Source organism: Amycolatopsis thermalba, assembly GCF_023376025.1.
In the GTDB taxonomy this organism is placed as follows: Bacteria; Actinomycetota; Actinomycetes; order Mycobacteriales; family Pseudonocardiaceae; genus Amycolatopsis_E; species Amycolatopsis_E thermalba.
Genome location: NZ_CP091196.1, coordinates 4,070,044 through 4,082,274, shown reverse-complemented (window position 1 = coordinate 4,082,274; position 12,231 = coordinate 4,070,044). Strand labels below are relative to the sequence as shown.

The window sequence follows — 12,231 nt, the reverse complement described above, 5'->3', positions numbered from 1 at the left end:
GCGTGGAGCAACGCAGGATCGTTCAACGCCGCGCCGTATAGGTCGTTATACGCCCGGGGTCAGCCCCGCACGGCGGCCGGGTCCATCCACATGATCTCCCAGTTGTGCCCGTCCGGGTCCTCGAAGACGCGCTGGTACATCTGCCCGTAGTCCATCGGGTCGCGGGTCTCCCGGCCCCCGGCCGCGACCGCCTTGTCCACCAGCGCGTCGACCGCCTCCCGGCTCTCCGCCGACAGGGCGAGCAGCACCTCGGTGGACTTGGCGGTGTCGATGATCTGCTTGTCGGTGAAGGTGCCGAAGAACTCGTTTCTCAGCAGCATCACGTAGATCGCGTCGCTGAACACCAGGCAGGCCGCGTTCTCGTCGGTGAACTGCGGGTTGAACTCGTAGCCCAGGTCGGTCCAGAACTTCTTGGCCCGGTCCAGGTCGGACACGGGCAGGTTCACGAAGATCATCTGTTTCGTCATGACCGCACCCTATGACCGGATCGCCCGGGCGCGCTTCTCCTATCTTGCGCTCATCCCCGATCCGGCTCCAGCGGGATCAGCGGCGCCGGGCCGGCCAGCTCCCCCGCCGGGGCCGGGTGGCAGGCGAAGTTCTTCGCCCGGGCGCCGCCGTCGACCACGAGGTCGCAGCCGGTGATCAGGCGCGCGTAGTCCGAGCACAGCCACGTCCGCGCCGACGGCCTCGACCACCCCGGCGCCCTCGTGGCCGCCGACCACGGGAAGCGCATCTGCGCGTCGCCCTTCTGGATGCGGTCGTCGGAGTGGCACAGGCCGGCCGCGTGGTGATGGTCATGACGGTCCCCGTTCGCTGACGTGGGGTGGCGGGACCCACCTTCACTTCGGGCCCCGGACCGCACCAGCGCCCTTCCCACGTCACGCAAACCTTGCGCCCCGGCTCAGGCCGCGCCGGGGATTCGCTCCACAACGCCGGAGCCGGGCATTCCGGGGTGCCGGTCAGCGGCCCCGCAGCGACGGGTCGGCCGGCGCGGGGCGGGTGTCGGCCTTCTCGGCCGGGGCGAGGCCGAGCACCTGCAGCGCGCGGCACACCGCGCCCGACGGCGCGCCTCACGCCTCGGAGCGGCGGGCTCGCCCCGCGAACGGGGATTCGCCCGCCGGACGGTGGCACCCGCCTCGCCGAACGTGGCACTCACGCGCCCGAACGTGGCACTCACGCGCCCGAACGTGGCACTCGCGCACCGGAGCGTGGGACTCGCGCGCCGTAGCGTGGGACTCGCGCGGCTGAGCGTGGGATCGCGCAACCGGTCAGGCGCGCGCGGGCGCCGGGACCTCCAGCCCCTGCAACGCGGTCACCAGCGGCGCCAGCTCCGGCAGCTCCTCCGCCGCCGCCAGGGCCTCCGTCAGCGCGCGGTCGTGCGTCGGGCGCGCGGCGTCCAGCAGCTCGCGCCCCGCGGCCGTCACCTCGGTGTAGATCCCCCGCCGGTCGGTCGGGCACAGGTACCGCTGCAGCAGCCCCCGGTCCTCCAGCCGGCTCACCAGGCGCGTCGTCGCGGACTGGCTCAGCACCACCGCGCTGGAGAGCTGGTTCATGCGCAGGTGGAAGCCGTCCTGGCGGGACAGCACCTCCAGCACCGTGTACTCGCTCACGGACAGCTCGTGCTCCCGCTGCAGCGCGCGCTCCAGCCGGTCCTCGATCCGCGCGTGCAGCGCCGCCAGGGTCCGCCAGCCGTGTGCGCGGGCTTCGACCGCGTCGTCGGGCAGTGACACGTTTCACCTCTTCCGCCGGGCTTCCCAGCCTACCCGCTGAGTCCTTGCCTGCTAGTGTAGCCGCCGTTGGCAATAACCCGCGTGTGCAACTATTGCCAAAGCCGGTAACGTCTCCGCGCGGGTAGTTGACGGAAGCTCTCCAAGACTCGAGGAATCACATGCCTGTCGCCCTCATCGCGCTGGCCATCGCCGCCTTCGGCATCGGCACGACGGAGTTCGTGATCATGGGCCTGCTGCCCGAGGTCGCCACCGACCTCGGCGTCTCGGTACCCACGGCCGGGCTCCTGATCTCCGGTTACGCCCTCGGCGTCGTGGTCGGCGCGCCCCTGCTCACCGCGCTCGGCTCGAAAGTGCCGCGCAAGACCGTCCTGACCGGCCTGATGGTGTTGTTCATCGCGGGCAACGTCGTCTCCGCGATCGCCCCCGGATACGGTCTGCTCATGACCGGCCGCGTGGTCGCCGCCCTCTCGCACGGCGCGTTCTTCGGCGTCGGCTCGGTCGTCGCCGCCTCGCTCGTGCCGAAGTCCCGCCAGGCGAGCGCCATCGCGATCATGTTCACCGGCCTGACCGTCGCCAACGTGCTCGGCGTGCCCGGCGGCACCGCGCTGGGCCAGCAGTTCGGCTGGCGCTCGACGTTCTGGGCGGTGGCCGGCCTCGGCGTGATCGCCCTGGTGGGCGTCGTCGCGCTCGTGCCCCGTCAGCCCGTCACCGAGGGCCAGACCCTGCGCAGCGAGGTCGCCGTGTTCCGGCGGCCGCAGGTGTGGCTCGTGCTGGCGATGACCGCGCTCGGCTTCGGCGGGGTGTTCGCCTCCTTCACCTACATCGCCCCGATGATGACCGACGTCGCCGGCTTCTCCCCCGGCGCGGTGACCTGGCTCCTCGTGCTGTTTGGCGGGGGCCTGGTGGTGGGCAACCTGCTCGGGGCAAGGCCGCCGACCGCGCGCTGATGCCGAGCCTGTACGTCATCCTGGCCGCGCTGGCCGTGGTGCTCGTCGCGTTCGTCTTCACCGCGCACGCGCAGCTACCCGCCGCGGTCACGATCGCGTTGTTCGGCGCCGCCGGCTTCGCGACCGTGCCGCCGCTGCAGGCCCGCGTCATGGCCAAGGCCGGGGACGCGCCGGCACTGGCGTCGGCCGCGAACATCGCGGCCTTCAACCTCGGCAACGCGGGCGGCGCCTGGCTGGGCGGGCTCGCGATCGGCCACGGCCTCGGCTACACCGCCCCGAACTGGATCGGCGCGGTGCTGGCCGCCGCCGGGCTCGGCGTCGCGCTGGTCTCCGGCGCGCTCGACCGGCGCCCGGCCACCCGGACGCAGCCGGAGATCCCGGCCGTCCACCGATGAACGACAGCGAAAGGAAAGACATGACCGCCATTCCCACGGTCGAACTGAACAACGGCGTGCACATGCCGCAGGTGGGCTACGGGGTCTTCCAGGTCCCCGCCGACGAGACCACCCAGGCGGTCACCGCGGCACTGGAGGCCGGCTACCGCAGCATCGACACCGCGACCGCCTACGCCAACGAGGCCGCGGTCGGCAAGGCGCTGGCCCAGTCCGGCATCGCGCGCGAGGAGCTGTTCGTCACCACCAAGCTGTGGAACGCCGACCAGGGCTACGACGAAACGCTGCGCGCGTTCGACAAGAGCATGGCCGATCTGGGCCTGGAGTACCTGGACCTGTACCTGATCCACTGGCCGGTCCCCGAGGCCGACCGGTACGCCGACAGCTGGCGCGCGTTCGAGGCGCTCTACTCCGACAGCCGCATCCGCGCGATCGGCGTGTCCAACTTCCAGCCGCACCACCTGGACCGGCTGGCGCAGGAGAGCCGGATCGTGCCCGCGGTCAACCAGATCGAGCTGCACCCCTACCTGCAGCAGGCCGAGCTGCGCGACTACCACGCCCGGCACGGCATCGTGACCGAGGCGTGGAGCCCGCTGGCCAAGGGTGGCGAGCTGCTCGGCGAGCAGACGATCACCGCGCTGGCGGACAAGCACGGCCGCACCCCGGCGCAGATCGTGCTGCGCTGGCACCTGCAGCTGGGCAACGTCGTGATCCCGAAGTCGGTCACGCCGTCCCGGATCAAGGAGAACCTCGACGTGTTCGGCTTCGAGCTCGACGAGAGCGACCTCGCCGAGCTGGCGAAGCTGGAGAAGGGCCTGCGGACCGGGCCGGACCCGGACACCTTCAACGTGCGCTGAGTCCCGCGCCGGGCCGCCGCTACCGGCGGCCCGGCAGGTCCCGGCGCAGGCTGGTGGCCAGCACGGCCGCCTGGGTGCGGCGCTGCATCCCGAGCTTGTGCAGCAACCGCGACACGTAGTTCTTCACGGTCTTCTCGGCCAGGAACATGCGCTCGGCGATCTCGCGGTTGGTCAGCCCCTCGCCGATCAGGTCGAGCAGCTTGCGTTCCTGCTCCGACAGCCGGGCCACCGCGCCCGCCGGGGCGGCCTCGTCCCGGATGCGGGACATCAGCGCCGAGGCGGCCCGGTTGTCCAGCAGCGACTTCCCGGCCCCGACCTGGCGCACCGCGGACACCAGTTCCATGCCCCGCACGTCCTTCACGACGTACCCGCCGGCACCGGCGAGGATCGCGTCCAGCATGGCCTGCTCGTCGGTGTAGGACGTGAGGATCAGGCAGTGCAGCCCCGGCATCCGGGACCGCAGCTCCCGGCACAGCTCGATGCCGCTGCCGTCGGGCAGCCGCAGGTCCAGCACCGCCACGTCCGGCCGGACCGCCGGGATCCGGGCCAGCGCCTCGGTCACCGTCGCGGCCTCGCCCACCACGGTCAGCTCCGGGTCGGCGTCCACGAGGTCGCCGACACCGCGCCGGACCACCTCGTGGTCGTCGACCAGGAACACCGTGGTCATCGCCTCACGTCCTCACCGGTAGCGGCGGCGGTCCCGCAGCGGATCGGTCTCCAGCATCACGGCCTCGAACTTCTGCAGGCTCACGGTGAAGACCAGGATCACGATCGGTATCAGCAACATCAGCCACAACATTCGTGCCCCACCCCTGCCTAGTGTTCGTTGCTCATCGGCTACCCCGGCGGGTGGACCGCTAACCCGGGCCGTTACTCATCGGATACGTCGTTCGTGACCGGCCCACTCCTGCTCACGCAGCGCGTACTTCCGGATCTTGCCGGTGGAGGTCTTGGGCAGCGGGCCGAACACCACCCGCCTGGGTGCCTTGAACCGGGCGAGCCTGCCCCGGACGAACTCGGTGATGTCCCCGGCGGTCGCCGACGCCCCGTCCCGCAGCGTGACGTAGGCCACCGGCACCTCGCCCCAGTGGTCGTCCGGCGCGGCGATCACGGCGACCTCCAGCACGGCCGGGTGGTCGGCGATCGCCTGTTCGACCTCGACGCTGGCGATGTTCTCGCCGCCGGAGATGATCACGTCCTTGCCGCGGTCCCGCAGCTCGACGTAGCCGTCCGGGTGCATCACGCCCAGGTCGCCGGTGCGGAACCAGCCGTCCGGCGCGGCCAGCCGGGTGGCCTCCGGATCGCGGTGGTAGCCGAGCATGACGTTGTTGCCACGCACCGCGATCTCGCCCGTGGTGGCGCCGTCGGCGGGCACGTCCGAACCGTCCTCCGCGACGACCCGCGCCCGGCAGGACACCAGGTTGCCCACCCCCTGACGCGCCTTGAGCCGGGCCTGCGCGGCCGCGTCGAGCGCGTTCCACTCCGGGCGCCAGTCGCAGATCATGACCGGCCCGAACGTCTCGGTCAGTCCGTACAGGTGCGTGACGTCGAACCCGAGCTCGCCCATGCGGCGCAGGATCGCCGGGCTCGGCGGGGCACCCCCGGTGGCGACGCGCACCGGGTGCGCGACCGGCGCCGCCTCCGGCGCGTAGGCGAGCATGGACAGCACGGTCGGGGCGCCGTTGAGGTGCGTGACCCCCTCGTCGCGGATCAGCCGCCACACCCGCGCGGGCTCGACCTTGGGCAGGCACACGTGCGTGCCCGCGGCCGCGGTCACCGCCCACGGGAAGCACCAGCCGTTGCAGTGGAACATCGGCAGCGTCCACAGGTGCACCGCGGACGGGGACAGGCCGGTGTGCCCGACCATCGCCAGTGCCTGCAGGTAGGCGCCCCGATGGTGGTACATCACGCCTTTCGGGCGACCGGTCGTGCCCGAGGTGTAGTTGATCGACAACAGCCCGCGTTCGTCCCGCGGCGCCTCGGCCCGGGGCGTGGCGCCGGCCAGCCGCCGCTCGTAGTCCTCCCCCGCCCGGACGACCTCGACCGGCCGGCCGAGCCGGGTGAGCACCTCGGTGACGAGCTCGTCGAACACCGGGTCGTGCACCAGCACCGCGGCCTCGCAGTGCGCCAGGATCCCGGCGATCTCCCCGGCGGACAGGCGCGTGTTGAGCGCGACCAGCGGCACCGCGGCCCACGGCACGCCGAAGTGGGCCTCCAACAGCACGTGCGTGTTCGGGGCGAGCACGGCGACCGGCCCGCCCCGCGCGAGCGGCGCGAGCACCCCGGCCAGCCGCCGGCACCGGTCGGCCAGCTCGGCGTAGGTGAACCGCCGCTCCCCGTCGACCACGCCGATCCGGTCACCGTGCGCCGCCTCGGCCCGGTCCAGGAACGAGACCGGCGACAGCGGCTCGAAGGACAGCTCCGTCACACGAGCGAGCGTATCCGCCGCGAGATCGTTTCCGCTGCCTTCGGAATCCGCGGTCGCACCGGTCCCTGACGAGCGGGACGCAGCGTGCCGATGCCCGTCCGGCTCACCGAGGCACGGCTCGCCGTCTTCACCGGGACCTGGCAGCCGCGAGGCCCGGTCCGGTTCCGCGGTCCCGCCCGCTAGATCGGATCCAGCGGGCGATCTAGCGCCTCCCGGTCGAGAACGGGAGGAGGCCACGATGGAGGACGTCCTGAGGGTCCTGACCCTGATCGGGAGCACCCGGGAGGGCCGGGCCGGTCAGCGGGTCGGGCAGTGGTTCGCCCGCCAGGCCGGCGAGCGCGGCGACCTCGACCTGGCGGTGGTGGACCTGGCGGAGTTCGACTTCCCCGCCCGCTACCCGGCCCGGGCGACCCCGGCGATGACGGCGTTCACCACCGAGATCGACCGCGCCGACGCGTTCGTCGTCGTGACCCCGGAGTACAACCGCAGCTTCCCGGCCTCCCTGAAGCAGGCGATCGACTACGCCTACGACGAATGGCAGGCCAAACCGGTGGCGTTCGTGTCCTACGGGTGCCGCTGCGCCGGCCTGTACGCGGTGGAGCAGCTGCGCGTGGTCTTCACCGAGCTGCACACCGTGACCCTGCGCAACACCGTCAGCTTCAACCTCTTCGACACCGGGCCCGACGGCGGCCCGCGTGACGAGGCCGTCCGCCACGCGGTCGGCCCGATGCTCGACCAGCTCGTCTGGTGGGGCCACGCGCTGCGCGCCGCCCGCCGGGCCCGCCCCTACGTGGCGTGACAAGGAAGGAAGGACCATGAGCGATCTGGCGATCGAAACGTCCGGGCTGGTCAAGGTGTTCGGCAAGACCCGCGCCGTGGACGGCGTGGATCTGGCCGTGCCCGCCGGCACCGTGTACGGCGTGCTCGGACCCAACGGCGCGGGCAAGACCACCGCGGTGCGGATGCTGGCCACCCTGCTGCGGCCCGACGGCGGGCAGGCCCGCGTGTTCGGCCACGACGTGCTGCGCGAAGCCGACGCGGTGCGGCAGCGGGTGAGCCTCACCGGCCAGTACGCCTCCATCGACGAGGACCTGACCGGCATCGAGAACCTCGTGCTGCTGGGCCGCCTGCTCGGCCACCGCAAACCGGCCGCCCGCCGCCGCGCCGACCAGCTGCTGGAGGCGTTCGGGCTGACCGACGCGGGCGGCAGGCAGGTGAAGAACTACTCCGGCGGCATGCGGCGCCGCATCGACATCGCGGCGAGCATCCTGCGCACCCCGGACGTGCTGTTCCTGGACGAGCCGACCACCGGCCTGGACCCGCGCAGCCGCAACCAGGTGTGGGACATCGTGCGGATCATCGTCGCGCAGGGCACCACCGTCCTGCTGACCACCCAGTACCTCGACGAGGCCGACCACCTCGCCAACCGCATCGCGGTCATCGACCACGGCAAGGTCATCGCCGAGGGCACCCCCGGCGAGCTGAAGGCCTCGGTGGGCGCGGGCTCGATCCACGTCCGCCTGCGCGACGCCGCCCAGCGCGGCGAGGCCCAGCGGGTCATGGCCCGCGCGCTGGCGTCCACCGTGGAACTCGGCGGCGACCCGGTGTCGCTGACCGCGCGGATCGGCGGCGGCGAGTCCGGCCTGGGCGCCGCCGAGCACGCCGCCCGCGCGCTGTCCGACCTGGCGCAGGCCGGCATCACCGTCGACGACTTCTCCCTCGGCCAGCCCAGCCTCGACGAGGTGTTCCTGGCCCTGACCGACCACCCCGCGGAACAGGAGGCAGCGGCATGACCGCCACCACGACCGACCCGGCCCCGGCCTACACCCCGGCCGCCGAAAGCCTGCACGCCGTGCTGGACGCCGGCGAGCAACCGCCGCGCCCCAGCGCGCTGTCGGCGTCGCTGACGTTCGGCTGGCGGGCGATGCTCAAGATCAAGCACGTGCCCGAGCAGCTGTTCGACGTCACCGCGTTCCCGATCATGATGACGCTGATGTTCACCTACCTGTTCGGCGGCGCGCTGGCCGGGTCGACCACCCAGTACCTGCAGTTCCTGCTGCCCGGGATCCTGGTGATGAGCGTCGTGATGATCACGATGTACACCGGGCTGGGCGTGAACATCGACATCGAGAAGGGCGTGTTCGACCGGTTCCGGACGCTGCCGATCTGGCGGCCGGCGGCGCTGGTGGGCGCGCTGCTCGGGGACATGGCCCGCTACAGCATGGCCTCGGCGGTCATCCTCGCCGTCGGGCTGATCCTCGGGTTCCGCCCGGCCGGCGGCGTCGGCGGCGTGCTCGCCGGGGTCGGCCTGCTGATCGTGTTCTCGTTCGCGTTCTCCTGGATCTGGACGATGTTCGGGCTGATGCTGCGCACCGAGAAGTCGGTGATGAGCGTGAGCATGATGGTGCTGTTCCCGCTGACGTTCCTGTCCAGTGTGTTCGTCGACCCGGCCACCATGCCCGGCTGGCTGCAGGCGTTCGTCAACGTCAACCCGGTGACGATCCTGTCCGACGCGGTCCGCAGCCTGATGATGGGCGCGCCGGACGGCAGTGACATCACCTGGACGTTCATCGCCAGCGGCGCGCTGCTCGCGGTGTTCGGGACGCTCACGATGCGGCTCTACAACCGCAAGTGAGCCGGGCTACAGCCGCCAGGTGATGCCGGGCTCGCCCGGGTCGTAGCGGCAGCTCGCGCCGGTGGAGACGGTCGCCCGCAGATGCTCGGCGAGCTGGGGGTGGCGACCGTCCAGCCGGCGCAGCGTGTCGCGGATCCGGGCGGTGACGGTCTTGCGGGCGCGCTCGGCCTCGTCCCCGAGGCGCCGGGTGCGCCCGCCGAGACCGGCGGCGGCGCGCAGTTCCGCCAGCAGGGCCGCCCGCTCGGTGTCGAGCCGGGCGGCCTTGTCGTCGTCGCCGCGGGCGGCCGCCGCGTCGATCTCGTCGTCCAGGACGGCGAGACGGCGCCGGTAGGCCGCCTTCGCCGTGTCGTCGAGGACCTCGTCCCCGCCCAGGCGGCGCGCGGCCACCACGACCTCGCCGCCGGCCGGGTCGAGCAGCCGCACCGCCGGCACGTCGGTGCCCGGGTGGCTGAGCAGGAAGTGCAGGTCCCGCAGGCCCTTCGCGTCCGGCAGGTGCAGCGTGCGGCCGGCCAGCGCGAGCGTCCAGGTCGTGCCGGTGAAGCGGAACTCGCCGGTCGCGGCGGGCCGCTCGCCGCGGGCACGCAGGCGCCGCACGCGTTCGGGCACGTGCCGCAGGCCCAGCTCGGCCGCCTCGGCGGCGAGCGCGTCCAGCAGCGCGGCGGCCTCGGTGTCGTCACCCGGCGCGGCCCGGTCCAGCAGCAAGGTGGCCCGGGCCAGCCGCGCTTCGACCACCCACGGCCGGGCCCGCATCGCCTCGGCGGACCGCTCGGCCGCGTGGTAGCGGTCCAGCGCCTCGTCCCAGTGGCGTTCCGCGGCGGCCAGCCTGCCCAGCCACAACGTGACCGGCCCGCTGATCTCGAACCCGAACACCGACACCAGCCACTGCCCGTCGTAGGGCAGCAGTGCCTCCCGGGCCCGCGCGGCCATCACGGCGTCGCCGGTGGCGGCCGCGGTCTGCGCCTGCAGCCGCAGGAACATCGGCAGGTACGCGCGCGGGAACGGCGGCCGCTCCCCCAGCCCGGCCAGGTACTTCGCCGCCTGGGCCGCGTCGCCGCGCTGCGCCGCGGTGGTGGCCTCCAGCAGGCCCGGATACGGGTAGTCGCCCGGGCCGAGCGAGGCGTGGAACCCGGCGAGCTCGTCGAACCGGCCCTGCTGCAGCAGCAACGACCACCGGTGGTGGCGCAGCATCGGCAGGAAATGGCTGTGCCGCACCTGTTCCTCCGCCGTGACCACGGAGTCGAACAGGGCCTCGGCGTCGGCGAAGCGGCCCTGGAAGGCGGCCAGGATGCTCTGGTCGATCCGCGCGCCGAACTGCATCCGCCGCGAGTCGCCCTGCTCGGCGAGCGCGACGAACGCCCGCATCTGGTCGAAGTACCGCGGATCGCCCAGCTCCACCAGCGCGACCCAGCGCAGCGACGTGGCGTACTGCTCGGTCTCGGTGTCGCCGCTGCGGTGGGCGACCTCGGCCAGCTCCGCCATCAGCGCCTCGCGCTCGGCGGCGGTGCCCAGGCCCCAGATCGAGTCGTGCAGCGTGGACAGGCTGAAACCGAGCGCCTCGTCGTCGCCGTCCTCGCGGGCCAGCATGCCCAGCTGGACGATCACCTCCCGCGCCCGGTCCTCCAGCGGGCGCTCCGTCTCACCCGGCCCGATCAGCGCGCGGTGCGCCTCGGCGATCAGCCCGGCCTTGAGGTCCGCGCGCTCCGCGTCCTCGCCCCAGCGGTAGGCCGTCAGGGCGACGCGGCCCAGCAGCTCCGCGTCACCCAGCGCCCGGGCCAGCGCGGTGGCCTCCTCGAACACCGCCCAGCCCTCGGCGGTCTCGTCGGAGTGGTGCAGCTCGCCGCCGAGCTCCAGCAGCACGAGCACGCGACGCCGCGGCTCGTCGGCGATCCCGGCCGCGCGCCGGAAGTGCCCGATCGCCTCCTCGAACGCCATCCGGCCGGAGGCGGCCCGTCCGGCGGCGACGAGCAGGCCCACCGCGCGCGACGGCGGCACCAGCGGGCCGGCGAGGTAGGCGTGCCGGGCGGCTTCGGCCGGGAGGATCCGCTCGGCCAGGGCGGGGTTGCCCGCCAGCGCGGTGACCACCGCGGCGTGGCGTTCGCGGACCTCGTCCTCGCCGAGGGAGTCGTAGAGCGTCTCGCGCACCAGGTCGTGGGCGAAAGCGAACCGGCCCCCGCCCCGCACGGTGACCAGCCGCGCGGCGACCGCCTGGTCGAGCAGCCGGTCGGCGGGCGCGGCGGGCATCGCGGCGACCGCGGCCAGCACCTGGCGGTGGAACTGCTGGCCGAGCACCGCGGCGGTGGTCAGCAGCGCGACGACCGGGTCGGGCAGCAGCGACAGGCGGCGGCGCACCGCGTCCCGCACGCCCGGCGCGATCGCCGTGACCGATCCGCCGCCGTGCCACAGCCGCGCGGCCTGCTCGACGAAGAACGGGTTGCCGCCGGTGCGGCGGTGCACCTCGGCCACGACGTCCGCGCCCGGGGTTTCGCCCACCGTCCGGGCGATCAGGTGGCCGACCTCCTCCGGTTCCAGGCCGGTGAGCGTGATCGTGCGGGCCTTGGCGACCAGCGAGGACAGCAGCGGGCGCAGCGGGTGGTCGGCCACCTCGACCTCGGCGTCGCGGTAGGTGCCGAGCAGCAGCAGCCGCTCGAACCAGGTGTGCCCGGCGGCGAACTCGAGCAGCTTGAGCGAGGCGGTGTCGGCCCAGTGCAGATCGTCCAGGGCGACGACGACCGGGCGGCTGTGCGAGGCGGTGACCAGGGCGCTGGTGACGGCGTCGTAGAGGCGGAACCCGTCGGGCGTCTCCCGCGGGTCCGCCTCGCCGAGCAGCACGGCCAGCCCGCCCCCGGCCTCCCGCTCGATCGCGGCCCACTCGCCGGCGGTGGCGGCGCGGCGGAGCCCGCGCAGCACCTGGACCCACGGCCAGTAACCGGGCGCGCTGCCGGAGTCCCAGCAGGCGCCGCCGAGGACGAGCGCCCCGCGCCGGCGCGCCTCGTCCGCCGCGCCGGTGATCAGGGTGGTCTTGCCGATCCCGGGCTCGCCGGTGACCAGCACGAGCCCGCCGTGGCTGTCCACCGCCCGCCCGATCTCGGCGCGCAGCAGGCTCACCGGGTGATCGCGGCCGATCAGCGCGGGTTCGAGGTGGGTGTCCATCGCCCCTGACGCTAGCGCGCCGGTGTCCGTATTGTCCGCCGGTTTCCCTCACCCCCGGCCCACCACCGCGCGCATAACGGTTCCGGGCTGTT

General features: G+C 73.2%; 10 protein-coding genes and 1 pseudogene. 5 read left to right on the top strand and 6 right to left on the bottom strand.

Going from position 1 to position 12,231, the window contains the following annotated elements:
- Positions 1–59 precede the first annotated feature (59 nt).
- The 3 genes from L1857_RS19645 to L1857_RS19635 form a co-directional block, all read right to left on the bottom strand.
- Entirely contained in the window at positions 60–467 is a 408-nt protein-coding gene (locus L1857_RS19645; RefSeq protein ID WP_116109315.1) for a VOC family protein, read from the bottom strand.
- Between the two features lie 50 nt (positions 468–517).
- Complete coding sequence (locus tag L1857_RS35735) at positions 518–733, bottom strand: hypothetical protein (protein WP_429727771.1); 216 nt, start codon at positions 731–733, stop codon at positions 518–520.
- Between the two features lie 535 nt (positions 734–1,268).
- A complete protein-coding gene (locus L1857_RS19635; RefSeq protein WP_094003068.1) occupies positions 1,269–1,730 on the bottom strand; it encodes a MarR family winged helix-turn-helix transcriptional regulator in 462 nt (153 codons plus the stop codon).
- Positions 1,731–1,888: 158 nt separating this feature from the next.
- Here L1857_RS19635 and L1857_RS19630 point away from each other — a divergent pair.
- Positions 1,889–3,072: pseudogene (locus L1857_RS19630) on the top strand (MFS transporter).
- A 20-nt stretch (positions 3,073–3,092) separates the two neighbouring features.
- Positions 3,093–3,926, top strand: a complete 834-nt coding sequence (locus tag L1857_RS19625) for an aldo/keto reductase (RefSeq protein ID WP_094003070.1) — start codon at positions 3,093–3,095, stop codon at positions 3,924–3,926.
- 19 nt (positions 3,927–3,945) lie between these two features.
- Here the strand turns inward: L1857_RS19625 and L1857_RS19620 are convergent, their stop codons facing one another.
- The gene (locus L1857_RS19620) at positions 3,946–4,593 is read right to left on the bottom strand and encodes a response regulator (RefSeq protein WP_116109320.1); all 648 of its coding nucleotides are present in this window, start codon (positions 4,591–4,593) and stop codon (positions 3,946–3,948) included.
- 207 nt (positions 4,594–4,800) lie between these two features.
- Positions 4,801–6,354 carry an AMP-binding protein gene (locus tag L1857_RS19615; RefSeq protein WP_116109322.1) on the bottom strand — a complete coding sequence of 518 codons (1,554 nt, stop codon included), beginning with the start codon at positions 6,352–6,354 and terminating at the stop codon, positions 4,801–4,803.
- A gap of 238 nt (positions 6,355–6,592) precedes the next feature.
- Here L1857_RS19615 and L1857_RS19610 point away from each other — a divergent pair, with 238 nt between their 5' ends.
- From L1857_RS19610 to L1857_RS19600, 3 genes are read left to right on the top strand one after another with little or no spacing between them, the layout of a single operon-like run.
- Positions 6,593–7,153: an NADPH-dependent FMN reductase gene (locus tag L1857_RS19610; protein ID WP_094003073.1), complete on the top strand. Its 561-nt coding sequence runs from the start codon at positions 6,593–6,595 to the stop codon at positions 7,151–7,153.
- A gap of 16 nt (positions 7,154–7,169) precedes the next feature.
- Positions 7,170–8,147 carry an ATP-binding cassette domain-containing protein gene (locus L1857_RS19605; RefSeq protein WP_094003074.1) on the top strand — a complete coding sequence of 326 codons (978 nt, stop codon included), beginning with the start codon at positions 7,170–7,172 and terminating at the stop codon, positions 8,145–8,147.
- Positions 8,144–8,989: an ABC transporter permease gene (locus L1857_RS19600; RefSeq protein ID WP_094003075.1), complete on the top strand. Its 846-nt coding sequence runs from the start codon at positions 8,144–8,146 to the stop codon at positions 8,987–8,989. Before L1857_RS19605 ends, L1857_RS19600 begins: the two co-directional genes overlap by 4 nt.
- A gap of 6 nt (positions 8,990–8,995) precedes the next feature.
- Here L1857_RS19600 and L1857_RS19595 read toward each other — a convergent pair whose 3' ends face one another.
- The gene (locus L1857_RS19595) at positions 8,996–12,139 is read right to left on the bottom strand and encodes an ATP-binding protein (protein WP_249465826.1); all 3,144 of its coding nucleotides are present in this window, start codon (positions 12,137–12,139) and stop codon (positions 8,996–8,998) included.
- Positions 12,140–12,231 lie beyond the last annotated feature (92 nt).

What these genes read in the sequence shown, in the direction of transcription:
- L1857_RS19645 (WP_116109315.1), bottom strand. Translation starts at nt 467, where the DNA reads ATGACGAAACAGATGATCTTCGTGAACCTGCCCGTGTCCGACCTGGAC.
- L1857_RS35735 (WP_429727771.1), bottom strand. Translation starts at nt 733, where the DNA reads ATGCGCTTCCCGTGGTCGGCGGCCACGAGGGCGCCGGGGTGGTCGAGG.
- L1857_RS19625 (WP_094003070.1), top strand. Translation starts at nt 3,093, where the DNA reads ATGACCGCCATTCCCACGGTCGAACTGAACAACGGCGTGCACATGCCG.
- L1857_RS19620 (WP_116109320.1), bottom strand. Translation starts at nt 4,593, where the DNA reads ATGACCACGGTGTTCCTGGTCGACGACCACGAGGTGGTCCGGCGCGGT.
- L1857_RS19610 (WP_094003073.1), top strand. Translation starts at nt 6,593, where the DNA reads ATGGAGGACGTCCTGAGGGTCCTGACCCTGATCGGGAGCACCCGGGAG.
- L1857_RS19605 (WP_094003074.1), top strand. Translation starts at nt 7,170, where the DNA reads ATGAGCGATCTGGCGATCGAAACGTCCGGGCTGGTCAAGGTGTTCGGC.
- L1857_RS19600 (WP_094003075.1), top strand. Translation starts at nt 8,144, where the DNA reads ATGACCGCCACCACGACCGACCCGGCCCCGGCCTACACCCCGGCCGCC.
- L1857_RS19595 (WP_249465826.1), bottom strand. Translation starts at nt 12,139, where the DNA reads ATGGACACCCACCTCGAACCCGCGCTGATCGGCCGCGATCACCCGGTG.